Origin of the sequence: Yoonia sp. 2307UL14-13 (genome assembly GCF_037572755.1) — a bacterium.
GTDB lineage: Bacteria > Pseudomonadota > Alphaproteobacteria > Rhodobacterales > Rhodobacteraceae > Yoonia.
Genome location: NZ_JBBIFZ010000001.1, coordinates 1,135,218 through 1,159,571, shown reverse-complemented (window position 1 = coordinate 1,159,571; position 24,354 = coordinate 1,135,218). Strand labels below are relative to the sequence as shown.

The following is a 24,354-nucleotide window of genomic DNA, read 5'->3' as shown; positions in this document are numbered from 1 at the left end:
GCTCGTCGGCCCTTGCTCGAAGAGCCTGACGATGCATTCGACATCTTCCAGCAACTGTTGTCGGCTGGTGCTGATCCCAACATCGCAAAAACGTACTGGGGCGAAACGCCATTCATCTATGCAATTCAGCGCGCAGACGCCGAGAGTGTCGCCTTGCTTATCGAAGCAGGTGCAGATGTGAATCAGAGCGTCCGCCCGGGTGCGACGACACCTTTACAACGGTCTTTTGACCGCGATGATCTGACCGTTGCCCGGATGTTGATCGACGCTGGCGCAGATGTTCATCAGCCAGGTCTTTTTCACGATGCCGTATGGGGTCGTATTCCAGGGGCTGTCGAGTTTCTGCTATTCGCTGGTGCCGACCCAACGATCTCAACCGCGAACGGTATGACTGGTCTGCATGCTCTTGGCGTTGGTGATGATCTGTCGGGGCTAGAGGCATTACTGGCGGCCGGGGTGGATATCAACGCAAAGGATAGCAACGGGCGGACGCCTGTATTTAGCGCTTTAAGACATGCAGATGCTGCTATTGTTCATCGGATGATTATAGCGGGCGCCGATCTGAACGTCGTGGATGATTACGGTCGCACTCCGCTTCATGGAGCCATCAGCAATAGATACCTCAGCGTCGAGAATATCTCGCTGGCGGTTGCTGCTGGTGCCGATCTAAATGCCCGTGACAGTCGGGATCAGACGCCGCTTCATCGTGCTGTCAAGCGCGCATCACCGGAAGGCTTGAACCAGCTAGTTGAAGCAGGCGCCGATCTTGAGGCCTTGGACGGCGATGGCGCGACGCCGTTATTGGTAGCTTTGAAAGAGGGGCGGGTCGAGAATGCACGCACGTTGATTGAATTGGGAGCCGACGTCGAGGTGAAAGGTTTTGCTGGGCGCGGGCCGCTTTTCTATGCCGCTAGTTCTGAAAACCCCGAGATGATGGCCTTGGTACTTGGCGCGACGACCCTTGTTGATGTGCGGGATGACAATGCCGTCACGCCGCTGATGTTGGCGGCTGCAACGGGTCCGCCAGAACTCATCCGAGTGTTGATCGACGCCGGTGCAAATGTCGCTGCGAAGGATGCGTTTGGATCGACGCCTTTGCATTATGCGGCGCGCTTTGCCGACGGTCCAATCGTTCGAACGCTCATTCGCCGGGGGGCTGATCCAAATGTACTGGACAGCGAAGGTCGTAGTCCAGCAATACTGGGCTACAATAACCGCAAGCTACGCGCTGATCCGGTCGCATTCGATATGTTGTCCGAATAAGGCTTTCGTATCGGTGATGGCGTAGACGGCTTTTGCCCGACGGTAGTGATCGACGTTTAGTCCAGAAACGCCTTTTCGACCACGTAATGCGCGGGTTTGGAATTCGCGCCTTCTTCCAGCCCGTATTCTTCGAACATGTCTTTCAGTTCGAGGTTGAACGCCAGGTTCCCGCAGATCATCGCCCTGTCGGTTTCCGGATTCAGTGCTGGAACGCCAAGGTCTGCAAAGACTTCGCCCGATTTCATCAGGTCGGTGATGCGGCCCATCTTGGGGCTCTGTTCGCGGGTTGTCGTCGGGTAGTATTTGATTTTCTTCCAGAAGCCATCGCCGATCACCTCGTTCAGCAGTTCGTCATGCTTGAGGTTTTCGATCAGGTCGCGCCCATAGGTCAGTTCGCCCACTTCGCGGCAGGTATGGGTGATGATGATTTCATCGTAATCTTCGTAAGTCTGCGGTTCGCGCAGCAGCGACGCGAAGGGCGCAAAACCGGTGCCTGTGGCGAAGAACCAGATACGCTTGCCGGGCAGCAGCGCGTCATGGACCAGCGTGCCGACGGGTTTGGGCCGCAGGATGATGTCGTCACCCGGTTTGATGTGCTGGAGCTTCGAGGTCAGCGGACCGTCCTGCACCTTGATCGAGTAGAATTCCAGTTCCTCGTCCCAGCTGGGTGAGGCGATGGAATAGGCGCGCAGCAGTGGTTTTTGCTTGCCGGTTTCGGGGTGCGGGTCGCCCATCAGGCCGATCATGACGAATTCGCCCGACCGGAACCGGAGCGAAGCGGGCCGTGTGCAGCGGAAGCTGAACAGCCGGTCGGTATAGTGTTTCACGTCCGTCACGGTCTGCGCGTCGGGCAGGGTAGGAACGGCTTTGGCGGTGTCGAGGGTCACTGGTGTCTGCTCGGTCATGTGTGTCATGGCAGCCCTTATCGGGCCGACCTCCGTCTTAGTCATTGATCTGGATCAGGGGAAGGGGTCTTAGCCGCGCAGGCGGGAATGGTAGTTGTGGGCGTGCCAGTCGGCGCGGAACAGCCATTGGTCTTCGGGCTGGCGCTGGGCGAGGGCGTCGTCGATTTCGACCTCGTCAAAGCCTGACCTGCGCGCCATGGCGTATTGATCGGCGAGCACATGGCCTTTGGCCCGCAGTCGGCCTTTGTAGCCTGCTTTGCGCAGCATGGAGGCGAGCGTGAACCCGCGCCCATCGGCAAAGGACGGGAAGTCGATGCGGATCATTGGGGCGTTGGTGATCCCGGCGAGTGCTTCGGGGGCCGTGTCCGACGGCAGGTCGATCGCATAGTCGCAGTCGTTTGCCGCGGCGTCCGTATGCGCGATGAAGCTGCCCTGCCAATCGTCTTTGGCGAAGCCCGTGTCGGTGACGATGATACTCATGCTGCTTGTCCTGGTCTGACGGCCTTGCCGTTGTCGAAATGGATCCCGCATTCGGTCTTGTCGCTGTCGCGCCAGCGGCCTGCGCGCGGGTCTTCATGCGCGCTGACCCGGCTGGTGCAGGGCATGCAGCCGATGGAGGGGTAGCCCTGCGCCACGAGCGGATGCCGGGGCAGGTTGTGTGCGGTCATGTAAGCCTTCAGGTCGTCTGAGGACCATTTGGCAAGCGGGTTGATCTTGATCTTTGCGCCGTCCTTTTCGAACAGCGGCAGTTCGGCCCGCTGTCCGCCCTGGAACCGCTTGCGTCCGGTGATCCAGCCGCCGAAGTTTTCGAGGGCTTGTGCGAGGGGCCGCGTTTTGCGCAGGTCGCAGCAGGCGTCGGTGTTGGCTTGATGGAGGAGGCCGTCGACGTCTTGTTCCAGCACTTCATTCCGGTTGGGGGTGATGACCCGGACGTCGGTCAGGCCGAGATATGCGGCCACCTCGCGCTGGTAGGTCAGCGTTTCGGGGAAGAGCATTTCGGTGTCGAGGAAGATGATTGGCGTGGCCGGGTTGATCTGCGCGATCATTTGTAGCAGCACGACGCTTTCCGCTCCGAAAGATGACACCATCGCGACGGGGCCGATTTGCACGTCGTCCAGCGCATGTTTCAGCACGGTTTGCGCATCGGATTTCCGGTGCAGGCTATTCCGGCGTTCGGCGAGTTCCTTAAGCGGCATCGGCTTTGTCCTCGGCTGGGTAAAGGATGGCTTTGAACGGTTCCATGCCAAGACGGCGATAGGCCTGGAGGAAGGTTTCGTTTTCGTCGCTGCGCAGGTCCATGTAGCCCGTCACGAGCCGTTCGATGGCAGGTACGATGTCGTCGGCGCTGAAACCGGGGCCGGCCCGTTCGCCGATGGATGTCGTCTGCGTGCCGTCACCGCCCAGCGTGATCTGGTAGTTTTCGACGCCCGCGCGGTCGAGACCCAAGATCCCGATATGGCCGACATGGTGGTGTCCGCAGGCGTTGATGCAGCCGGAGATTTTGATCTTTAGCTCGCCGATATCGTGTTCGATTTTCAGCTCGTCAAAGCGGGTCGCGATTTCCTGTGCGATGGGGATCGACCGGGCCGTGGCCAGCGCACAGTAATCCATGCCGGGGCAGGCGATGATGTCGGAGGCGAGGCCGATATTGGCGGTCGCGAGGTCTGCCTCGCGCAGCTTCTGATAGACGGCTGACAGGTCGGATTTATGGACATGCGGCAGGATCACGTTCTGTTCGTGGCTGATACGGAGTTCGCCGTGGCCGTACTGTTCTGCAAGATCGGCCATAACGCGCATCTGGTCAGAGGTCGCATCGCCCGGCGTTGCCCCGTGTTTCTTGATGCTGATCGAGACGATGGCATACCCGTCGGCCTTGTGCTCGGTCAGGTTCGTGTCGGTCCATGACCGGAAGGCGGGGTTGGCGAGGCGGGCGGCCTCGTAGCCGTCGGTCGATTTTTGGGCGAATTCGGGTGTAGCGAAGGCGGACTTAATGTCTTTGAACAATTCCTGATCCTGGCCTGAGAAGGCAGCCCGGATGGCAGTGAAACGCTCTTCCACGAGCGACTGGATTTTCTCCAACCCATTCTCATGCACGGTGATCTTGATCCGCGCCTTGTACTTGTTGTCGCGGCGACCGAGCAGGTTGTAGACGCTGACGATGGCCTCGCAATAGGGCAGCAGATCTTCCTTGGGCAGGAAGTCCCGCAGGACCTTGCCGACCATCGGCGTGCGGCCAAGGCCACCGCCGACGATGACCTGGAAGCCGATCTCCCCTGCGTCATTGCGCACGATTTGCAACCCGATGTCATGGGCGCGGACGACGGCACGGTCCTCGGCGGCGCCGGTCACAGCGATCTTGAATTTGCGCGGCAGGAACTGGAATTCCGGGTGATCTGTGGACCACTGGCGCAGTAGTTCCGCATACGGGCGCGGGTCTTCGATTTCATCCGCCGCAGCCCCTGCGAAATGGTCGGCGGTCACGTTGCGGATCGTGTTGCCGGATGTCTGGATCGCGTGCATGCCGACATCGGCTAGCGCTTCCAGCATATCCGGCACGTCCTGTAGCTTGGGCCAGTTATACTGAATGTTCTGACGGGTGGTGAAATGGCCATAGCCCTTGTCCCACTTATCCGCAATGGAAGCGAGTTGGCGCATTTGCGATGGGTTGATCGTGCCGTAAGGGACTGCCACCCGCAGCATGTAAGCGTGCAGTTGCAGATAGAGGCCGTTCATAAGGCGCAGCGGCTTGAATTCGTCCTCGGTCAGGGAGCCGTCGATCCGGCGTTCGACCTGGCCGCGGAACTGGGCGACGCGAGAGCGGACGAAGGCTTCGTCAAAGTCGTTGTATTTATACATTGGTCAGGTCCGCTTGTTTGCCGTGGTTGTAGTTGGACGGGCCGCGCGTGCGGAATGCTTCGCGGAAATGGGTGGGCTCGGGGCCGTTTTCACCTGCTTTGGCGTCCGCCAGATAAGCGCCCGCGATTTCATCGACGCGCGCTTGGGCTTCGAGCAGGCGCAGGTCGGCATGGGCCTCATCGGTCAGCAGTTCAGCCTGCGCCATGTTGCGCGTCCATGTATTGTCTTCGGTCAGCCAGACGGCATCGCCTTCCAGCAGCGCGTTGGCGGTCACGACTTTGGGTGTAAATGTGCGGGGCATCAGGCAAACTCCTTGAGTTTCAATGCATTGGCTTGGGCGTCGCGGGGTGCGAGGCCGTAGAAGGTGATCGCTGGGCCGGTGAGACCCGCGTTGGTCATCGTCGGTTCCATCTCGGCCAATGTCGTCGCGACGATCCGTTGATCGGGGCGGCTGACGTTTTCGATGATTGTCAAGGGCGTATGCGGATCAGCGCCGTGCATCAGCAGGCGACCTTGAATGAAGCGGGCGGATTTCTTGCCCATGTAGATCGCGGCGACCTCACCGGGCTGGGCCAAAGCGCGCCAGTCGTGATCGGCATACCCTTTGGTGTCATGGCCGGTGATCAGGCGGACGGAGGAATTGCGCTGCCGCTTTGTCAGGCTTTGCCCGATATTGGCGACGGCGGCAGAGGCGGCGGTGATGCCCGGGACGATGCGGTAGCTGATATCGGCGGCTTCTAGGGCTTCGATTTCTTCATCGAGGCGGCCGAAAACGGTGGGGTCACCCGCCTTCAGGCGGACCACATGATGGCCGTCCTGCGCGTGCTGGACGATCAGCGCGTCGATATCTTCCTGTTTCATCGACGGGCCAAAGCCGGTTTTGCCTGCGTCGATGATAATTGCCTCGCGCCGGGCGAGTTCGAGGATTTCGCCGGTGACGAGGCGGTCGTGTATGACGACGTCGGCCTTATCGAGCGCGTTGCGGGCCTTGAGCGTCAGCAGTTCGGGGTCGCCCGGTCCTGCGCCGACGAGATCGACATGACCTTCTTTCGCTTCGGCCATGATGTGGTCGTCTAGCAGCGTTTCCAATGCGGGGATGACGGCATCTTCGCCCTCTTCAATCGCTTGCGGGCCTTTGCCAAAATAGAAGGCTGACCAGAAGTCGCGACGTTTGCGGCCCATGGGCAGAACCTCGACCGCATGCCGGAAGGTCTTGCCGATGCGGGCGAGGACGCCGAGGGAGGGGGGCAGGCGCTCTTCCAGATCAGCCTTGATCGCGCGGGCGAGGACGGGGGCGGCACCTTCGGTGCCGATGGCGACGGTGACTGGGTCGCGGTCCACGATCGCGGGGGTGATGAACTGGCTGTCGGCGAGGTTGTCGATGATATTCACCAGCGCACCTTCCGCGTTGGCAATGGCAGAGACCCGGGCGTCCTCCGCGTCATCTTCGTTGGCGGCGTAGAAGAGGGCGGCGCACAGGGCATCGCCGGGCTCCATCGCGCGTTCGATAATCTGCAATTTGCCCTGCGCCGCCCATTTGCGGATGTCGGGGGCGATCTCGGACGCGATGACGGTCAGGTGCGCCTCGGTCTTCATCAGCAAACGCAGCTTGGCCATGGCGGCGTCACCACCGCCCGACAGGACAATGCGGCGACCGGCGACGGCGAGGAAGATGGGGAAGTGCTGCATGACGGACCCTTTGATTTCTTCGGCTCAATATAGAATAACGTTCTGCAAAGTGCGCCCCCTTGGCGCGAAGTAAGGACGTTTGTTCCGGGTGCGGGCGAATTTGGACCGCCTGTTCCTCAGAAATGGAGAAATGAGAATGTCGGTTCGGATTGATGCCACAGACCGGAAAATCCTTGGGGCGTTGCAGGCGGATGCTGCCCAGTCACTTGACGAAATTGCGCGGTCGGTGGGGTCGTCCAAGACGCCTGTGTGGAACCGGATCAAGAAGATGCGTGAGGCGGGGATTATCGGGCAGCAGACGGTGCTCTTGGATGCGGAGGCGCTGGGGTTCGAGGCGTGTTTCTTTGTTCTGATCCGGACGTCGGAACATGATGCGGAGTGGCAGGGGCGGTTTCTTAAGGCATTGAAATCACGACCAGAAGTGCAAGAGGCGCACCGGCTGGCGGGGGATATCGACTATATCCTGAAGGTGCGGGTGCAGAATGCGCGGGCCTATGACACGTTCTATCAGGCGCTGATTTCCGAGGTGAAGGTGCATAATGTGACGGCGCTTTTGTCGATGGAAGAGATCAAATCGACGGTGGCGCTGCCGTTATAGGTTAACGGGGCGGACGCTGAGTCCGGCGGGGCGGACGGCGCCGGGGCCGTCAGAGCGCGTTAAGGTAGGGAAATAAGAGGTTTGGGAGTGTGTGCATAGCGTACACACGCCGTACACACAGCGTGCGCACGTTTGTGTGTTTTTGGCCGGGTTAAGGGGGCGTGCGGTGGTGGGATGTTAAGGGTTTGTTTGACAGAAACCTCTAGTCTTCAGCGGACGGATGGCGAACTATGATCTGGCGCCAACTTCCGTGGATTGAATTCTAAGAAAGGCATCGCTGACAAATGTCACATCTCTCGGATTATCTGGCCTATTACGTAACTCTGGAAGCACCCGGGTACGCAGTTTTGGTGAGCGGAGCTTGGGGCATTGGCAAAACCTATCAAGTCAAAGCATGTATACCTCAAGATGAAAGGCTGTATGTCAGCTTGTTTGGAGTTCAGAGTATTGAACAACTACATGCGGAGGTCTTTGCTGCATCGGATCCAACCTTTTCCAAGGTGAAGCAGATAGTTCAGCGGGGTAGTGAAAACGTCGCTGACATGGGCGGTGTATGGGCGTTGGCAGGGGCGATACCTGGCGTTTTCAACGCAGCATTTAGGCAAAGAGTTGAGCCTACGAAAACGCTTATCTTCGATGACTTAGAGAGAAGTGAATTGAAGATCAAGGATATACTAGGTGCTATCAACTCCTATGTTGAACATCTTGGTTTTCGAGTGATCGTAATTGCTCATGATCAAAAGCTCACAAAGAAACTTAACCCGATTAAGGAAAAAATCTTTGGGCAGAGTATTCGGGTAAAAGCTCAAGTCAGCGAGGCGATGAGTCATTTTGTTCAGAGCATCGACGATGATAAAGCCCTGAAATTCGTGGACACAGCGCGCTCTAATATCCTCGATACGTTCTTTCATTCAAACGAACAGTCTCTTCGCGTGCTTCGATATGCCGTTCAGGACTTGGTCAGATTGCATTCCGCTTTGACGGACAATCACATCAAAAACGAAGCGGCTATGGAAGAATTAGTCAAAACCTTCGTTGCATTCCAGATTGAAGTTAGGTCAGGAAACCTCGACAGAGATCACCTGCAAAACCGTCGTGGGACTGAATCACGCTATTGGATTAGGGCGAGTTCGAACAAAACGCTAGAAAAGCCACCTTTGCTCATAGCAAACGAGAAGTACCCTACAGTTGATTTAGAGAGTACGATCCTAAGTGACAACGTATTGTCTGATATGTTGATAGAAGGCCTTTTCTTGGACACTGAAATTCAGCAGGCACTCGACAATTCTGCGTACTTTATTGTTCCAGAGGACGTGCCGCCATGGAAAACAGTTACTCACTTCGACCAACTAGACGATGCAGTAGTGGATCTTGCTGTTGAGCGCATGAATGCTCAATTCGATGGTCGTGAAGTGACTGACTCAGGCGAGATGCTTCATATTTTTTCGCTGCGTCTGATGATGGCAGAAAATGGAATAATCGGCGGAAGCTTAGACGAAGTAACAGACGAAAATATGCGATATGTTGACGACCTTCTTGCCGCAGGAAATTTGCCACCACGGGAACCAGATTGGCGGTGGTACAGCGACTTTCAACACTCCCATGATGGTCTTGGTTATTGGGGAGCGCAGACAAACGCTGATCACTTCAACAAGATTTGGAAACACCTTCTTGATGCTCGCGAGGAGGCGTTTCAGCGAACAGTTCCAGATATTCTAGAATCTCTTCTGGATGATCTTAGCAAAAATTCGAACGACTTTTTTGAAAAGGTTTCGCCCACAAATAGTGGATCAAACCCATATGCCTATATTCCACTGTTGCATCATTGCTCAGCAAGCAGATTTGTTGATGTTTGGCTTGCTTCGTCAAAGCAAAACTGGCGTTATGTAAATTATGCACTGGAAAATAGATATGAGTCTGGTCAATTAGAGAGGGACCTCAGCGCAGAGAAAGAATGGGCGCTAAGCATTTTGGATGAACTTAACAGAAGAGCCGATGCCGAAGAAGGATTTAAGGCATTGCGCATAAGAAGAGTCCGACCAAAAGTTCTCATGGAGTTGGCACAGACAAATTCGCTTGGCGAGATTGCCAACGAAGCCTAGACCATGCAGGCCAAGCTTTGTCTGAATTGCTAGGTTTAGGTTTCACAGTTTAACCACCAACCCCTCCAACCCATGGAAATGGTACACATCCCCGTACCGCGCCTCTCCGACCATCCGCAGCTCGGGGCATCGTTCCCACAGCATCTCTAGCCCGATCTGTAGCTCTAGCCGTGCGAGGGGGGCGCCGACGCAGAGGTGGATGCCGCCGCCGAAGCTCGTGTTTTTGGGACCCGTCCGCGTGGGGTCGAAGCTGTTGGGGTTGGGGTAGGCCGTGGGGTCTCGGTTCGCGGCACCCAGCAGACACCCGATTTGGTCGCCTCGTTTGAAGCAGTGATCGCCGATCGTCACGTCTTCGTAGGCCCAGCGGGTGAACATGTGCAGGGGCGGATCGTAGCGGATGATTTCCTCGATACAGGGCTCGGTGATCTCCTTAACTCCATGTTCCAGCAGCGTTTTGACGCCGTTGCCCATGGTGTGCGCAGGGGTTTCTGACCTGCTACATGAACGACCGCCCAATAACGGTGGGTAGGTCAGGTCGCGGCCTGTTTCTGTTCGAAGATCGGATTGATGTCGGACAGGTGCCATTTTCCATTCATGCGTATGAAATCCGCAAAGTAGTGGTCGAGCCCGGTGAAGTCGGTGGCCACTTTCATCGCCTCTTCCGGGGGTGCACAGATGGTTGTTGGTGCGTGACGTAGCCACGCTTTGACCAATTTCGCGTTAGAAATTTGTGTACGAATCTCATCTTGTGGCGACAATTCCAAGAACGGTCGCAGAAACAGCTGCAGGTCGTAGCCGCGCACCCACCGCCGGTTGATTTCGGCCAACCGTAGGTCTCGGAGTGTCAGGGTATCGTGCGCACGCTGGGCATCGTCTACCTTCAAGGTTTGAAAGCAAGTTAACTGCGGGCCGGCCCACGAACCATATCCCAGCCGCATGAAAAAAGGCCGCCCATTTGTCATGTCGGTCGCGCGACCGGCGAGTCTGATCAACTGATCATCCGCATCGTTTCCGAGGCGATGACATCGGCGCACCGCTTCGGCTTCGTCAGGGCGCAAGGAAATCGCCAGATGCGGCAAAGCCAATTCCTGCAGCCAGTTTGGCCAGAATTCGATGAAGCTGTTGCGTACATCCATGATGATGTTCAATTTTGCTGGTTTGGCCGCAGCGTTTTGTCCAGAAAGTCTTGCAGGCGCTCGGATTGTGATGCGGCCATAACCTCATCAAAGTCGAAAAAGCCGGTTTGGAATGCCTGAAAATTCGGTGCAATGAAGCCGAGCGGTACTTGCTCACCCTCTTCAACCAATGGGGCGACGCCTTGCAATGTGAGATAATGAACCGAGCCGACATCCGGCCCAGGCGCGAGATCAAGGACTACCACATCGCCGTAACTTGCGGATGCAATGCCGAAAAGGCCGGGACGCCCCCAGTCAATGACGCGGCTTTGAAAATCGATGAGGTTGGTGATTGGGCCAGGGCCGAAACCATGAAAGTATCGCAGTGTGTTTCCTGACTCTGTGAGGATTTCATCCTCTGGGTCCAGAACCTGTGCCAATAGTTCCTTTCCGGCGGCATCGTAGCGGTATGCGAAGCCGTTGGGCGAGACCTTTCCACCATTGTTGGTCAGTAGAAACTGACGGTAGGCATCGGGTAGTGTCATACCGTTTGCATCTAAGTACTCATCAAGACTTTCGATATCGACAGCTGTCAGGGTGGGCTTTTCAACTGCAGGAGTAAAGTTGACGGGTCCGAAAGCCCCTTGGATCACGATGTCTGCCATAGCTTCCTCAAAATAGTGGATCGGCGGCTATGTTATGGCCGCCGGTGTGTGGGATGACGTCGGCGTGCGCACGTTCTTGCACGAGATACATGGATGTCCCGTCATCGCCATGGTGCCATGTGTATCCGTCGGGTGTTCTGTCGAATCCTGACACGGTATTGGCCAACTCATCATCATGTCGGCGCGTACCCGTCATTTCGATCGACACTCCATTTTTAGCGTCAGGGTGCAGGTACTGCTTCATACTGTCGTCATCGAAATCCGGATAGCCGTCCTTGAATTTGTAGTCGCTGGTTGTTCCGTCAGCCCTGGGGGGCGTTGTGTAGGTCCCGTTGCCCGGGTTGTCTGGGTCGGCCCAGTCACCGCGCGTCGGGGTTTTTGTGCCGTAAGCGTTATTGCACCCTCTGCAGACCCGGCGACGTGCCTCTTTCACCGCATTGGCCGCGTTTTGGCGCATGGTTCGTATATTGTCGACAAGTTCGGCGCCCCGCCTGCCGAAAGCGGCCAACCGACGTCCACGCGCCCAGCCGCGGATGCCCATCTGCACCCCTCTGACTGGTTTTGCGACGAGATCGCCAACGTATGGCACTGCCGAGACACCATCGAGGAAGAAGCCAAAATAGTCGCCTCGGGCGAGGCTGATACCGGCATTCACGCCGTCTGCTGTTGGGCTGGGGTCCAACAGACCGGCGGCACCAAGCGCCATTTGCGCCGCGTCCAATTCGGCGTCGGATATATTACGGGCGCGCTCAGCGGCGATGTCGTTCAGTTCTTGCCTAGCAGACGTGTAGCCTTGTTCGTTCAATGTTCGGCTCAATGGCGCACCTCCGCCGTGGTCCAGTCGATCATCAGGTCCCAATACTCCAAGTGCCAGTCCTCGTTAGCTTGTAAGTGAGCAATCATGGGCTCCCACGCTTCTACCATCTCGTCTGACATGATCAGCGTCATCTTGTGCGCATCGGTTTTTCGCGGGTTGGCTAAGATATCCTTGAACGGCTCAAAGCACCAAAAACGTGGTGACATATCAACCATGGCCTGGACGAATTGCGTAATCGGTTCTGGACTGAAGATGGTGTTTTGCTGTGCAGTCGTGGTCGCCGCCTCGGCCAATAACAAGCGAAGTTCTCGCGGCATCACGCCATAATAGCCATGTCCTGCAAAGGTGGTGTCGGCTAACGCTTCGTTAAGGACAGTCGGTTCCTTGGCCAAACCTTTGTCCAACATATTATTGGTAAGCTTAAACATGATCCGCCCAAATGAAATACGGCTTTGTCAATCTATATACTCGGCCCGCCCAACCACCAACCCCTCCAACCCATGGAAATGGTACACGTCCCCGTACTGCGCCTCTCCGACCATCCGCAGCCCGGGGCACCGTTCCCACAGCACCTCCAGCCCGATTTGTAGTTCCAGCCGTGCCAGGGGGGCGCCGACGCAGAAGTGGATGCCGCCGCCGAAGCTCGTGTTTTTGGGACCCGTCCGCGTGGGGTCGAAGCTGTTGGGGTTGGGGTAGGCCGTGGGGTCTCGGTTTGCGGCCCCCAGGAGACACCCGATCTGGTCGCCCCGCTTGAAGCAGTGATCGCCGATCGTCACGTCCTCGTAGACCCAGCGGGTGAACATGTGCAGGGGGGGATCGTAGCGGATGATTTCCTCGATACAGGGCTCGGTGATGTTCGTAACCCCATGTTCCAGCAGGGTTTTGACGCCGTTGCCCATGGTGTGGACCGTCGCCTCGTGCCCTGCGTTTAGCAGCAGGATGCAGGTGGTGATCAGCTCGTCTTCGCTGAGTTTGTCGCCCGCTTCCTCGGCCGCGATGAGGGTTGAGATGAGGTCATCGCCGGGCGTCTTTCGCCGCTGGCTGATATAGTCGCGCATGAAGGCGGCAAAGGCGTTGGTGGCGTCTGTGGCGGCGTCCTCGATCGCGCGCGTCCGCCGGGCCTGGTACATGGCGACCATGGCGTTGGACCAGCGCAGGAGGTCGTCGGCATGGGCCTCGGGCACGCCGAGGAGCCGGCAGATGGTGATGACCGGGACGGGCTGGCAGTAGTGGGTGAGGAGGTCGAAGGGGTCGTCGGGGAACCGGTCGATGAGGTCGTGGCAGAGTTGTCTTATGTCGGGGCCGAGGGCGGCGATGGTCCGGCTGGTGAAGGCGCGCAGGACGAGGGCGCGGAGGCGGGTGTGTCGGGGCGGTTCCAGTTCGAGCATGGAATGCGCCTCGACCGCGTAGAAGGGGCGGAGATGGTCGGGTATGGCGGGGGCGCGTTCGGGCGGGCATTCGCGGCCCATTCGCCGGTCGCGGAGAACGGCGTGGACGGCGGCGTGGCTGAGCGCGCAGGGCATGGCGTAGTCGGTCCAGTAGACGAAATCTCCGCTAGCGCGGGCCCGGTCGTAAAAGGCGTAGGGGTTCTGGATGAAGGCCTGGTCGGTCGGGTCTTGGTGGACGTGCTGCATGGCGCAGCTTTGGCGCGGTGTGCTTCCCAATGCAAGATGCCCCCGATATGTTCCGGGGATGGGACGTGTTTTTCGACCGTATCTGCTGGTGATTGCCGGATTTTTGGTTGCTGTGACGGGGGTGACGGCGGTCGTGTGGTGGTATGGCTATACTGCGGCGCTGGCCCAGCTGGATCAGCGGGCGCGGTCGGACCTTGCGCTGGCCTCGGACAGTTTGACGGCGGAGTTGCGGCGCTATCGCGAATTGGCGGTGCTGACGGCGGACCGGCCGCAGGTGCGGGCGGTGCTGGACGGGCGGGCGCCGGACGCGGTGCGCCCTGTATTGCAGGAGATCGCGGACAAGACCGGGGCGCTGGACATCATGCTGGTCGATGATGCGGGGCGTGTGTTGGTCGCGACGGCGGATGCACCGAATGTGGATCATGCGGGCCGCCGGTATTTTGAGCGGGCGCTGGACGGTGCGCTGGGGTTTCATCATCTTTACAGCGAGGCCTATCAGCAGCGGGCGGTCGTGTTCGCGGCGCCTGTATTCTCGGATGCGGGGCCGGTCTTGGGGGCGCTGGTTGTCTACGCCGATATCGAAGCGGTAGAGGCGTCGTGGCGCGGGGCGCGTCCGGCGGTGTTTTTCACCGACCGGCGGGGGGTGATCTTTCTGTCGAACCGGTCGGAACTGGTGTTCCGGTCGCGGCTGGGTGATCCGGCCCCGCGGGCGGAGTATCCGGCCAGCCGGTTGGCGCCGTTCGTGCGCTATTCGGAGGAATTGGTGAGTGGTCATGAGGTGTGGGATGTGGATGGTGGCCGTTACCTGCCGGAGCGTGCCTTGCATCTGACCCTGGACTTGCCCGTGATCGAGATGACGGGGGAGGTGCTGGTCGATGTCGCCCCGGCAAGGCAACTTGCGGGGCTGCAGGCGGCGGCGGTCGCGGCGCTTTGTTGCGCTTTTGGGTTGCTGCTGCTGGTGGCGACGCAGCGCAGGCGGACCCTGGCGCTGCTGAATGCGCGGTTGGAGCGTCGTGTGGCGGATCGGACGGCGGAGTTGCGGGCGGTGAACGCCGATCTGCGCCGGGAGGTGGCAGAGCGCACGGCTGCGGAAGCGCGATTGCAGAAGGCGCAGGATGATCTGGTGCAGGCGGGCAAGCTGTCGGCCCTGGGTCAGATGTCGGCGGGGATCAGTCACGAGTTGAACCAGCCGCTGACGGCGATCCGGTCGTTTGCGGAGAACGCGCAGGGCTTTCTGGACCGGGGCAAGCCGGAGGTGGCGGCGCAAAATTTGGGCCGGATTTCGGAACTGGCGCGGCGCATGGGCCGGATCATCCGCAATCTGCGCGCCTTTGCCCGGCAGGAGGATGAGCCGCCGAAAGACGTTGATCTGGTCGCCGTTGTCGATGCGGCGTTGGAGATCGTGGCCCCACGTGCTGCGCAGGACGACGTGACGCTGGACTGGACGCCTGATGCCGCGCCCGTGATCGTGCGCGGCGGCGAGGTGAGGCTGCAGCAGGTGGTGCTGAACCTTTTGACCAACGGGATGGATGCAATGGAGCAGAGCGCAGAGAAAGTTTTGACCATCAGCGTGTTGCGGGAGGGTGCCCGGACGGTGCTGTCTGTCCGCGATACGGGGCCGGGCATTGATGCGCCCGAGAAGATTTTCGATCCGTTTTACACGACCAAGGCGATTGGCGCGGCTGAGGGGATGGGGCTGGGTCTGTCGATCTCTTACGGTCTTGTGCAGAGTTTCGGGGGTGCGATCCGGGGGCGTAACCATCCGGATGGTGGCGCGGTGTTTACTGTCGAGTTGGATAGTGTCGCGCAGGAGGCCGCTGCATGACCAAGCGTGTGCTGCTGGTGGACGATGACCGCGATATTCGCGAGGCGTTGGGGCAGACGTTGGAACTGGCCGATCTGGTGCCCACTGTCGCCGGATCTTTCGTCGAAGCGAAGGATCACCTGACGCCCCGCTTTGATGGTGTCGTCGTCTCGGACATTCGCATGCCGGGCCGGGACGGGTTTTATCTGCTGGATTATGTCCGCGAGACCGATGGCGAATTGCCTGTGATCCTGCTGACGGGGGAGGCGGATATTCCGATGGCAGTGCGGGCGATGTCGGCGGGGGCCTATGATTTTCTTGAAAAGCCGTGCGCGCCCGCGAGTTTCGTGGCCGTGGTCGAGCGGGCGTTGAAAGCCCGCGCATTGGTGTTGGAAAACCGGCGGCTCAAGCATGAGCTCGAGGCGGGCGATGCGGCCTCGCGGATGTTGTTCGGTCATTCGAAACTGGCGGAGGAGTTGCGCAATCAGGCGCGCGCCGTGGCGCGGGCCGGGACCGAAGTGCTGATCGTGGGCGAACCGGGGTCGGGTACGCCGAAGATCGCGGAGGTGATCCACTTGCTGTCTTCTGCGGCAGCGCGACCTTTCGTGAAGCGGGCGGCGTCTTCGCTGGATGAGGCGGGGTTGGCCGCGGCCCTGGCCGATGCATTGGACGGGACGCTGTATCTGGACGAGATCACAGGGCTTGGGGCGGATGTGCAGCTTACCCTGTTGGATCGGTTGGAGGAAGGCGGCACCGCGCGGGTGCTTGCGGGATCGACCCGTGATCTGCAGGAGGCCATGAAATCCGGCGCGTTCAGCGCCGAGCTGTTCTATCGCCTTGATCTGATGCGGGTGCGGGTGCCTGCGCTGCACGAGCGGCCCGAGGACATTCCGATCCTGTTTCGTCATTACGTGGCGCAGGCCGCGGAACAAGCCAATCTGACCCCGCCCGCGGTCACCGCGGCTTATACCGCCCGGTTGATGGCGCGGGACTGGCCCGGTAACGCGCGGGCGCTGATGAACGCCGCCATGCGCTTTGCAATGGGGTTGGAGGATAGCGAAACGCCGTCCGGTCTGGGTCTGTCGGCACAGATGGCGCAGGTCGAACGGTCCCTGCTGATTGCAGCATTGCAGCGTCATAATGGTCGCGCCTCGGAGACGGCCCGCGACCTGCAACTGCCCCGCAAGACGTTCTATGACAAGTTGAACAAACATGGGCTGAAGGCCGAAGATTTTCGGGGTTAAGCCGACCTTACCGCGACTTTCTGCCACGGTTGAGAATGAGGCGGATATGTTAGAAAGCATGCAATCGAATACCGTCAGATGACCTGCCACATCATCTGATTTGCCAAGGGGGAGGGCGTTCATGGCCCGCGTGCCAATGGACGGTGCAACGTTCGACCGGTCGGAATATGATAGGGCCGATCAGCAATTTCGTTTGGCTGGCCAAAAACTGCCATCTGTCGCGGTCGAGTCCTTGGCGCGCGAAGTTGTAAGAAGGCTCGCCTTTCGCATGCCACGGACAGCCAGAAAAGAAGATTTGCCGACCCAGTCGGAGATCTCGTTGCTATGCACGGCGCTGCTTTCGACCGATGAGGATGCCGCGGACCGTATCATTCTGGCCGCGCGCCGTGATGGCGTGGATGTCGATGACATCTATCTGGGCTATGTGGCGGGGGCGGCCCGCCGTCTGGGTGAGATGTGGGAAGAGGACGAGATTTCGTTTGTCGAGGTCACGCTGGCCTCGGGCCGGTTGTATCGCATTATTCGCGGCCTGCGTCATGTGCTGGCCTCGACGTTTTCGGATGGCCGCGATGAACGACCCGCACTTTTCGCTTTGGTGCCGGGGGAAGACCATACGCTGGGGATCGAGATCGCCACTGATCTGTTCCGCCGCGAGGGGTGGGATGTGGATATGTCCCTTGGCCAGACCCATGACGCATTGTTGGAGCAGTCGGAAAAGCGCAGCTATCGCGCGATCGTGCTGGTGGCCCATTCGGACCGGATGATCGAGCCGTTGACGCGGCTGGTTCTTGCGCTGCGCATTTCGCAACCATTGGCGCATATCGTGGTGGCGGGCAATATTCTGAACCATCATGCGGATATTCAGCATGTCGTCGGTGCTGACGCGGTGATGGAAGATATCGAGACAGCCGTCGAGACACTGCGCGCGGAGATGGATCGTCCGTTGTAAGGTGTGTGGGTTTCCGCACTGTTAGCGCCAAAGGTTGTGCGGTTTTTCGCGCCAAGTCGTTGGCGTGTGATGTGTATACGGCTCAAACTGCTGTTTTTTAAGGAATATATTGTGCGCCGCCCTTTTCTTGCGTGTCGGGCATCGTGGCTGTCACAGTATTTGTGACGCTCGAAAAACGGGCGCTCGGATTCTGGGAGGACAATCATGAAGTTTCTGAAAGCTGCGGCCGCGATGGCCGCGATATCCGTCATGGCGGCGACATCGGCCCATGCTGCCTGTGACACCGGCGAGATCGTCGTCAAGTTCAGCCACGTGACGAACACTGACCGCCACCCGAAGGGTATCGCCGCGAGCCTTTTGGCCGAGCGTGTGAATGCCGAGATGGACGGCACTATGTGTATGGAGGTGTTCCCGAATTCGACCCTTTATACCGACGAGCAGGTGATCGAGGCGATGCTGCGTGGTGACGTGCAGCTGGCGGCCCCTTCACTGTCGCTGTTCGAGTCGATCACCAAAGCCTATCGCCTGTTTGACCTGCCCTTCATGTTCGAAAACATTGCTGCCGTGGATGCGTTTCAGGCGTCTGAGGCCGGGCAGGCGATGAAGGATTCGATGCAGCGCCGTGGTTTGCAGGGCCTGCAGTTCTGGCACAATGGCATGAAGCAGATCAGCGCGAATGTGCCGCTGGAAGCACCCGGTGATGCGGTTGGTCTGAAGTTCCGCGTGCAGCCGTCCGATGTGCTGGTCGCACAAATGGAAGCGCTGGGCGCGTCACCGCAGCCGATGGCCTTTGCCGAGGTGTACGGCGCGTTGCAGACGGGCGTTGTGGACGGGCAGGAGAACACCTGGTCGAACATCTACGGCCAGAAATTCTTTGAGGTGCAGGACGGGATTACCGAGACGAACCATGGAATCATCGATTATCTGGTGGTGGCCTCGGTCGACTGGCTGGATAGTCTTGAGCCTGAGGTGCGCGACCAGTTCCTGACCATTCTGGCCGAAGTGACGGAGACCCGGAATGGTGAATCCGCGCGCGTGAATGCCGAGAACCGGCAGGCGATCATCGATGCAGGCGGTACGGTGCGTGAGCTGACGCCCGAACAGCGTACGGCCTGGGTTGAGGCGATGAAGCCTGTCTGGGAGCAGTTCGCTGACGAAGTGGGTCAGGAAAACATCGACGCCGCGCAGGCGATCAACGAGTCGCTGTAAAGCGATCTTGGGCGGTCCGGGAAGCCCGGGCCGCCATCTTGGGGAGGATCACAGATGGGCACCAAGTACACGCCGAAAGGGCCGGTGGGCCGCGCCGTGCATGGGTTTGAGGAGAACGCGATCGCCGTGCTGTTGGGCGCCATGGCGATGCTGACATTCGTCAATGTGGTTCTGCGCTACGGGTTCAACTCATCGATCATCTGGAGCCTCGAGGTCGTGCTGGTCTTGTTTGCGTGGCTGGTGCTGTTTGGCGTGGCCTATGGGTTCAAGGTGACCGCCCATCTGGGTGTGGATGCCTTGACCAATCTTCTTGAACCGCGGATGCGGAAAGCGGCAGCGTTGATGGCCGGGGCCTTTACGATTTTCTATGCGGTGATGCTGCTGAAGGGGGCCTGGGATCAATGGGCGCCGTTCGCGGACTTGCCGCCGACCACGGGCAAGTGGTTTCCGACGGGGTTAGATTTCGATGCGCGTGGTCGCAGTTTCTTTGAGACCGACCAGATCCCGATGCCGGAATGGCTGCGGTTCTTGGAAGATTGGATCAATTACGGTGAGCGTTATTCAAAGCTGCCCCGGATGATCCCTTATCTGATCCTGCCGATTGCCTCTGTCCTGATCCTGTTTCGTGTCTGTCAGGCGGTTTGGCGTGTCTGGACGGGTGAGAGCGATAGCATGATCGTCAGCCATGAAGCCGAAGAAGCGGTCGAAGAAGCCGCTGCGAAGCTGCGGAAGGAGGGTTAAAAGATGGAAGTCGCCCTTCTTTTCCTGATGATCATCGGCCTGTTGCTGATCGGTGTGCCGATCGCCGTGGCGCTGGGTGTCAGTTCTATCATCTTCCAACTGGCGTTTTCGGATACATCTTTGGCAGCTGTGGCCCAATCGCTGTATCTGGCGATGGCGGGGCATTACACGCTGCTGGCCATTCCGTTCTTTGTTCTCGCGTCATCTTTCATGTCGACCGGCGGCGTGGCCAAGCGGATCATCCGCTTTTCCATCGCCTGTGTGGGCCATTTGCAAGGCGGGTTGGCGATTGCGGGCGTCTTCGCCTGTATGATGTTCGCGGCCCTGTCCGGGTCGTCGCCCGCCACGGTGGTCGCGATCGGGACGATCGTGATCGCGGCCATGCGCCAGGTCGGATACACCAAGGAATTCGCGGCGGGCGTCATCTGTAACGCAGGTACACTGGGCATTCTTATCCCGCCGTCCATTGTGATGGTTGTGTACGCCTCCGCCACGGATGTGTCCGTGGGTCGCATGTTCCTTGCGGGCGTTATCCCCGGCCTGATGGCGGGTCTGATGCTGATGATTACGATCTACATCATCGCCCGGATCAAGAACATGCCCAAGGGTGAATGGAAGGGCTGGGGCGAGATATTCGCCAGCTTCCGCGATGCCGTCTGGGGCCTTTTGTTGATCCTGATCATCATGGGCGGCATTTACGGCCATCCATGGATTCGGTTCGAAGAAGGGTTGAGCCTGATTTACTGGCAGGGCGGGGCGTTTACGCCGACCGAGGCGGCTGCGGTTGCGGCGGTTTATGCCTTTGTCGTGGCGACCTTTATCTATCGCGATATGGGGCCGCTGGCCGCGCGGGATGCGGAGGGGAACCTGTATCAGGGCGCGGCGGTCAGCCTGTCTGCGGCGGCGGTGCCGCAGAAGTACAACCTGTTCCAGAAGCCCTGGGCGCTGGTCACGGCGTTTTTTCACAAGGACACACGCGAGACGCTGTTCGAGGGCGGCAAGCTGACCATCACGCTGATGTTCATCATCGCGAACGCGCTGCTGCTCAAGCACGTGCTGACCGATGAGCAAATTCCGCAGCATATTGCGGGTGCGATGCTGGATGCGGGGCTGGGGCCGGTGACCTTCCTGATCATTGTGAACGTGATCCTGCTGATCGGTGGTCAGTTCATGGAGCCGTCGGGGCTGATCGTGATCGTGGCGCCCTTGGTGTTTCCGATCGCGATTCAGTTGGGGATCGACCCGATCCATCTGGGGATCATCATGGTGGTGAATATGGAGATCGGGATGATCACGCCGCCGGTGGGGTTGAACCTGTTCGTGACGTCCGGCGTTGCCGGTATGCCGATGATGTCGGTCGTCCGGGCCGCGCTGCCTTTCCTGGGCGTGTTGTTCATCTTTCTGATCCTGATCACCTATATTCCGGCGATCTCGACCTTTTTGCCGACCTACTTCATGGGGCCGGAGATTATCGTGAATTGACGGGGGTCGTGCAGACTTTTCGTGACGAAAAGTCTGGTGGTGGGCAAAGTCTTCTTTGCGAAGACTTTGCGGGTCAGCTATTTTCGAGGGCGGTGATGATGGGGGAGAAATCGGCGGCTTTGAGGCTTGCGCCGCCCACGAGGGCGCCGTCAACCTCTGGTACGCCAAAAATGTCCGGCGCGTTGCTGCCCTTGACCGAACCGCCATAGAGGATCCGCATTCCGTCACCGTCGCTGAACCGTTCTGTCAGGCATTTGCGGATGTGGGCATGGACCTCGCCGATTTGGTCGAGCGTTGGGACTTTACCCGTACCGATGGCCCAGACGGGTTCGTAGGCGATGACCGTGTTTTCTTCGTCCGCGCTGTCGGGGATGGAACCGGCAAGTTGGGCGTCGATGACGTCAAGTGTTTTGCCGTTTTCGCGTTCGTCGAGCGTTTCACCGATGCAAATGACGGCGATCAGGCCCGCATCGTAGGCGGCTTGTGATTTTGCAGCGACCATCGCGTCGGTTTCACCGTGATCGGTGCGCCGTTCGGAGTGCCCGGTCAGGACATAGCTGGCCCCGGCATCAGCCAGCATTTCCGCGCTGATATCGCCTGTATGCGCACCGGAGACCGCGGCATGACAATCCTGCCCGCCAATATCGAAAGGCGTGTCTTCGCAAGCGCTGATCAGTGTGGCGGGGGGGCAGATCAGGATATCGACACCGGCATCGCCGTGTCGTTGCTCAAGCGTGTCGAGTTCTGCGCGTGCGGCGCGCAGCCCGTTCATCTTCCAGTTTCCGGCGGCGAGTTTGCGGCGCATGCGGCAGTCTCCATTTTCAAAGTCTTCTTATGGTGTTAGCAAGTGGATTGCCGAATGCAAAGGTCCAGGAGGATGTCATGATCCCGCATGTTGATGCAGTTCATTTGCTTGATCCCGCGGCGCCGGGGCATGCGGCGGCCCGGACGGACGTCGTGCGCGGCGCGACGGATGTCGGGTTTCTGACCGTGCATAATACACCGATTGCTGCGGCGGATGTTCGGCGCATTGTCGAGACTTATCGCGCGTTCTTTCATCTGCCTGCGGCCGAGAAGGCGGCTTATGATATGTCCAAGACCGGATCGAACCGCGGCTGGGGCGCGCCGGGCTCGGAGCAGGTCGATCCCGATACCAACCCCGACTTCAAGCAATTCTTTGATTGCGGGTTTGAATTGCCGGAGGGTGATCCGCTGACAGCTTTGCCTTCGTATGCGCCGAATGTCTGGCCGGAGACGCCCGGATTTGCGGACGCATTGCGGGGTTATTATGCGGCAGCGACCGCCTTTGCCCTTGATCTGCTGTGCGCCATCGCTGATGCGGTGGGTGAGGATGGGGCGTATTTTCGCGACAAGTTCACGCGACCGATGGCGTTGTTACGGGGGAATTACTATCCCGAACGGCCTGCCTGGGCGTCGGAGAAGGATTTCGGGATCGCGACCCACACGGATTATGGGTGTCTGACCTTGCTGGCCACCGATGGATCGTCGGGGTTGGAGGTGCGCAAACGGGGTGGCGGTTGGATCCCATTGTCGGCGGAGCCGGGGACGTTCATCATCAATTTCGGGGAGATGCTGGAGATGTGGACCGGCGGGCGGATCAAGGCCACGCCGCATCGGGTCATCGGGACGCGGGCGGAGCGGATTTCGGTTCCGCTGTTCTTCAATCCCAATCATGATGTGAATGTCGCACCCGCAGGCGCAGCGCCGATCATGGCTGTTGATCACCTGCAGGCCCGGTTCGACCAGACTTATGTGCATTTGCAGCAGAAGGCTAAATCATAAACGGGCGAGGGCGCGGCGGGCGAGGGCGGTGGCTTCTTCGCTGTCTTCAAGTGCTGCGTCGGGTAGCGACCAGTAGGGCATGTTGTGGAATTGCTCGGCGCCTTGATCTTGCAATTCGCGGGCGAGATCGCCTTTGACCTTCAGATAAAGCCGTCCTTCACTGCTCATAAGCGCAAAGACGATGCCCTGGTGATAAAGGCACATGCCTCCGAACATCTTGCGCGTCGTCAGCTGCCCAAGGTCAGAGAAAAGGTCGGTGGCAAAAGCGATATCGGCGTCGCCGAGGACCATTACTTGGCGGCGAGGGTTTCGTCGAACTTGATGGACTCACCACATCCGCAGGCATCCACGACGTTTGGATTGCGGAACTTGAAACCGGATTCCAGGAGCGAGACCTCATAATCGATTTCGGTCCCGAACAGGAACATCTGTGCCATGGGGGCGATCATCACGCGGGCACCGTCCTGTTCAACGACTTCGTCATGGTGGTCGATCTCGGTCACGTAGTCCATGGTGTATTCCATACCCGCGCAGCCGCCTTTCTTGACGCCGATGCGCAGCCCTTCATGCCCGTCCTTGGCCATGAGTTTCGCGATCTGCGCTGCCGCTTTGTGCGTGATGGTCACGGCCTGTTTGCCGGGGATGCCGAACATGGGAAATCTCCTTTGACCCATATCTAGGGCAGGGGCGGCTTTGGCTCAAGGTGTGGCGGGGGTGATGCCCGTGATTGTGATGAGCGACAGCGCGCCGTAGCTGACCAGCAATGCCCAGCCGAATGAGGCGAGGGTGCCGATGATGACGTATTCGGCGACCTTGCGGTTATCGGCGGTGGTATCGAAGCGAAAGATCGACTTGGCGGCGATGAGAAAGCCGATGCTGCCGGGTTGGCCGGAAATGATCATCAGGAAGACAAGCGCGCGTTCCAGCATGCCGATCGTGCGCCCGGCCTCTGGCAGGCTGTCACCGCGCGCATCTTCGAATTTTTCCATCAGATAACCGATGGCGGGACCACCGGCCCAGACGGACAGGATGAGGCCAGAGGTAAGGACAAGAATGTAGTTGGTGGTTGCTGTGGCCTCGGGCCAGAGCGTGCCGAGTTCGGGCCAGGCGATCAAAACAAGAGCGATGGTCGCGACATGCGCGGCCTGATCGGTGAGGTAGGCCCAGAGTTTGTCGGGCGCATAATGCGTTTTGATCAGATCGATTATCAGGTGTGCGCTGGTGATGGTCAGCGCGGGCAGGAGGTTGCCGCGGAGGGCGAGGAACGTCAGCAGGAAGACCACGGCGATATGACAGGCCATCGCCAAGGACTGTTTTTTGTTCTTGATGATCCAGCTGTTCTGCAGCGGATAGTCGGCCAAAAGGTGCGCCAGGAACAGGGCGAGGGCGGTGGTCAGCATGGTTTTTGGAGAGGTTGTAATTGGGAATAACAACCGAATTTGGTTGTTATTGGTGAAGGTGGGGTTAATGGGGGTAGC

Annotated in this window: 26 protein-coding genes; 10 read left to right on the top strand and 16 right to left on the bottom strand. The window is 59.0% G+C overall.

Translation table 11 applies throughout. The annotated features are described in order from the left end of the window. Window positions 1-12: 12 nt before the first annotated feature. Window positions 13-1,263 carry an ankyrin repeat domain-containing protein gene (locus tag V8J85_RS05980; protein ID WP_339952766.1) on the top strand — a complete coding sequence of 417 codons (1,251 nt, stop codon included), beginning with the start codon at window positions 13-15 and terminating at the stop codon, window positions 1,261-1,263. 56 nt (window positions 1,264-1,319) lie between these two features. Here the strand turns inward: V8J85_RS05980 and V8J85_RS05975 are convergent, their stop codons facing one another. Genes V8J85_RS05975 through cysG form a run of 6 tightly spaced genes read right to left on the bottom strand, consistent with a single transcriptional unit; the run spans window position 1,320 to window position 6,713 of the window. After that, entirely contained in the window at window positions 1,320-2,177 is an 858-nt protein-coding gene (locus V8J85_RS05975; protein WP_339952765.1) for a ferredoxin--NADP reductase, read from the bottom strand. Between the two features lie 60 nt (window positions 2,178-2,237). After that, entirely contained in the window at window positions 2,238-2,648 is a 411-nt protein-coding gene (locus V8J85_RS05970; protein WP_339952764.1) for a DUF934 domain-containing protein, read from the bottom strand. After that, on the bottom strand, window positions 2,645-3,364 hold the full coding sequence (locus V8J85_RS05965) for a phosphoadenylyl-sulfate reductase (RefSeq protein WP_339952763.1): 720 nt from the start codon (window positions 3,362-3,364) through the stop codon (window positions 2,645-2,647). Before V8J85_RS05965 ends, V8J85_RS05970 begins: the two co-directional genes overlap by 4 nt. Then, the gene (locus V8J85_RS05960; protein ID WP_339952762.1) at window positions 3,354-5,024 is read right to left on the bottom strand and encodes a nitrite/sulfite reductase; all 1,671 of its coding nucleotides are present in this window, start codon (window positions 5,022-5,024) and stop codon (window positions 3,354-3,356) included. Before V8J85_RS05960 ends, V8J85_RS05965 begins: the two co-directional genes overlap by 11 nt. After that, window positions 5,017-5,325, bottom strand: coding sequence for a DUF2849 domain-containing protein (locus tag V8J85_RS05955; RefSeq protein WP_339952761.1), 309 nt, complete (start codon window positions 5,323-5,325; stop codon window positions 5,017-5,019). The genes V8J85_RS05960 and V8J85_RS05955 overlap by 8 nt, the downstream gene beginning before the upstream one ends. Next, window positions 5,325-6,713, bottom strand: a complete 1,389-nt coding sequence (gene cysG, locus V8J85_RS05950; RefSeq protein WP_339952760.1) for a siroheme synthase CysG — start codon at window positions 6,711-6,713, stop codon at window positions 5,325-5,327. Before cysG ends, V8J85_RS05955 begins: the two co-directional genes overlap by 1 nt. A gap of 136 nt (window positions 6,714-6,849) precedes the next feature. Here cysG and V8J85_RS05945 point away from each other — a divergent pair, with 136 nt between their 5' ends. Continuing rightward, the gene (locus tag V8J85_RS05945; protein ID WP_339952759.1) at window positions 6,850-7,311 is read left to right on the top strand and encodes an Lrp/AsnC family transcriptional regulator; all 462 of its coding nucleotides are present in this window, start codon (window positions 6,850-6,852) and stop codon (window positions 7,309-7,311) included. 284 nt (window positions 7,312-7,595) lie between these two features. Then, the gene (locus V8J85_RS05940; RefSeq protein ID WP_339952758.1) at window positions 7,596-9,413 is read left to right on the top strand and encodes a hypothetical protein; all 1,818 of its coding nucleotides are present in this window, start codon (window positions 7,596-7,598) and stop codon (window positions 9,411-9,413) included. Window positions 9,414-9,455: 42 nt separating this feature from the next. Here the strand turns inward: V8J85_RS05940 and V8J85_RS05935 are convergent, their stop codons facing one another. The 6 genes from V8J85_RS05935 to V8J85_RS05910 are packed head-to-tail and all read right to left on the bottom strand — an operon-like array spanning window position 9,456 to window position 13,644. Further along, the gene (locus V8J85_RS05935; RefSeq protein WP_339952757.1) at window positions 9,456-9,929 is read right to left on the bottom strand and encodes a cytochrome P450; all 474 of its coding nucleotides are present in this window, start codon (window positions 9,927-9,929) and stop codon (window positions 9,456-9,458) included. A 14-nt stretch (window positions 9,930-9,943) separates the two neighbouring features. Further along, entirely contained in the window at window positions 9,944-10,561 is a 618-nt protein-coding gene (locus V8J85_RS05930) for a hypothetical protein (RefSeq protein ID WP_339952756.1), read from the bottom strand. Beyond that, window positions 10,558-11,193 carry an SMI1/KNR4 family protein gene (locus tag V8J85_RS05925; protein WP_339952755.1) on the bottom strand — a complete coding sequence of 212 codons (636 nt, stop codon included), beginning with the start codon at window positions 11,191-11,193 and terminating at the stop codon, window positions 10,558-10,560. The genes V8J85_RS05930 and V8J85_RS05925 overlap by 4 nt, the downstream gene beginning before the upstream one ends. Before the next feature lie 7 nt (window positions 11,194-11,200). After that, a complete protein-coding gene (locus V8J85_RS05920; protein ID WP_339952754.1) occupies window positions 11,201-12,010 on the bottom strand; it encodes an HNH endonuclease in 810 nt (269 codons plus the stop codon). Then, entirely contained in the window at window positions 12,007-12,438 is a 432-nt protein-coding gene (locus V8J85_RS05915; protein ID WP_339952753.1) for a hypothetical protein, read from the bottom strand. The genes V8J85_RS05920 and V8J85_RS05915 overlap by 4 nt, the downstream gene beginning before the upstream one ends. 27 nt (window positions 12,439-12,465) lie before the next feature. Continuing rightward, the gene (locus V8J85_RS05910; RefSeq protein WP_339952752.1) at window positions 12,466-13,644 is read right to left on the bottom strand and encodes a cytochrome P450; all 1,179 of its coding nucleotides are present in this window, start codon (window positions 13,642-13,644) and stop codon (window positions 12,466-12,468) included. Window positions 13,645-13,702: 58 nt separating this feature from the next. Between V8J85_RS05910 and V8J85_RS05905 the strand changes: the two genes are divergently transcribed. From V8J85_RS05905 to V8J85_RS05880, 6 genes are all read left to right on the top strand, one after another. Further along, the gene (locus V8J85_RS05905) at window positions 13,703-15,469 is read left to right on the top strand and encodes a sensor histidine kinase (RefSeq protein WP_339952751.1); all 1,767 of its coding nucleotides are present in this window, start codon (window positions 13,703-13,705) and stop codon (window positions 15,467-15,469) included. Continuing rightward, complete coding sequence (locus tag V8J85_RS05900) at window positions 15,466-16,692, top strand: sigma-54-dependent transcriptional regulator (protein ID WP_339952750.1); 1,227 nt, start codon at window positions 15,466-15,468, stop codon at window positions 16,690-16,692. Before V8J85_RS05905 ends, V8J85_RS05900 begins: the two co-directional genes overlap by 4 nt. 121 nt (window positions 16,693-16,813) lie before the next feature. After that, entirely contained in the window at window positions 16,814-17,641 is an 828-nt protein-coding gene (locus V8J85_RS05895) for a cobalamin B12-binding domain-containing protein (RefSeq protein ID WP_339952749.1), read from the top strand. 204 nt (window positions 17,642-17,845) lie between these two features. Beyond that, entirely contained in the window at window positions 17,846-18,850 is a 1,005-nt protein-coding gene (locus V8J85_RS05890; protein ID WP_339952748.1) for a DctP family TRAP transporter solute-binding subunit, read from the top strand. A 54-nt stretch (window positions 18,851-18,904) separates the two neighbouring features. Continuing rightward, window positions 18,905-19,591, top strand: a complete 687-nt coding sequence (locus tag V8J85_RS05885; RefSeq protein ID WP_339952747.1) for a TRAP transporter small permease — start codon at window positions 18,905-18,907, stop codon at window positions 19,589-19,591. Window positions 19,592-19,594: 3 nt separating this feature from the next. After that, window positions 19,595-21,073 carry a TRAP transporter large permease gene (locus V8J85_RS05880; protein WP_339952746.1) on the top strand — a complete coding sequence of 493 codons (1,479 nt, stop codon included), beginning with the start codon at window positions 19,595-19,597 and terminating at the stop codon, window positions 21,071-21,073. Window positions 21,074-21,146: 73 nt separating this feature from the next. Here V8J85_RS05880 and tpiA read toward each other — a convergent pair whose 3' ends face one another. After that, window positions 21,147-21,878 carry a triose-phosphate isomerase gene (gene tpiA / locus V8J85_RS05875; protein ID WP_339952745.1) on the bottom strand — a complete coding sequence of 244 codons (732 nt, stop codon included), beginning with the start codon at window positions 21,876-21,878 and terminating at the stop codon, window positions 21,147-21,149. Window positions 21,879-21,955: 77 nt separating this feature from the next. On the opposite strand from tpiA, the gene V8J85_RS05870 reads away from it, so the two are divergent. Beyond that, a complete protein-coding gene (locus V8J85_RS05870) occupies window positions 21,956-22,876 on the top strand; it encodes an isopenicillin N synthase family dioxygenase (RefSeq protein ID WP_339952744.1) in 921 nt (306 codons plus the stop codon). On the opposite strand, the gene V8J85_RS05865 is transcribed toward V8J85_RS05870, so the two are convergent. From V8J85_RS05865 to V8J85_RS05855, 3 genes are read right to left on the bottom strand one after another with little or no spacing between them, the layout of a single operon-like run. Next, window positions 22,871-23,167 (bottom strand): TfoX/Sxy family protein, encoded by a 297-nt coding sequence (locus V8J85_RS05865; RefSeq protein ID WP_339952743.1) that lies wholly within the window; start codon window positions 23,165-23,167, stop codon window positions 22,871-22,873. The two genes, V8J85_RS05870 and V8J85_RS05865, sit on opposite strands and share 6 nt — an antisense overlap. Beyond that, the gene (locus tag V8J85_RS05860; protein WP_339952742.1) at window positions 23,167-23,529 is read right to left on the bottom strand and encodes a HesB/IscA family protein; all 363 of its coding nucleotides are present in this window, start codon (window positions 23,527-23,529) and stop codon (window positions 23,167-23,169) included. Before V8J85_RS05860 ends, V8J85_RS05865 begins: the two co-directional genes overlap by 1 nt. A gap of 45 nt (window positions 23,530-23,574) precedes the next feature. Next, window positions 23,575-24,276 (bottom strand): DUF3307 domain-containing protein, encoded by a 702-nt coding sequence (locus V8J85_RS05855; RefSeq protein ID WP_339952741.1) that lies wholly within the window; start codon window positions 24,274-24,276, stop codon window positions 23,575-23,577. Between the last annotated feature and the right edge of the window lie 78 nt (window positions 24,277-24,354).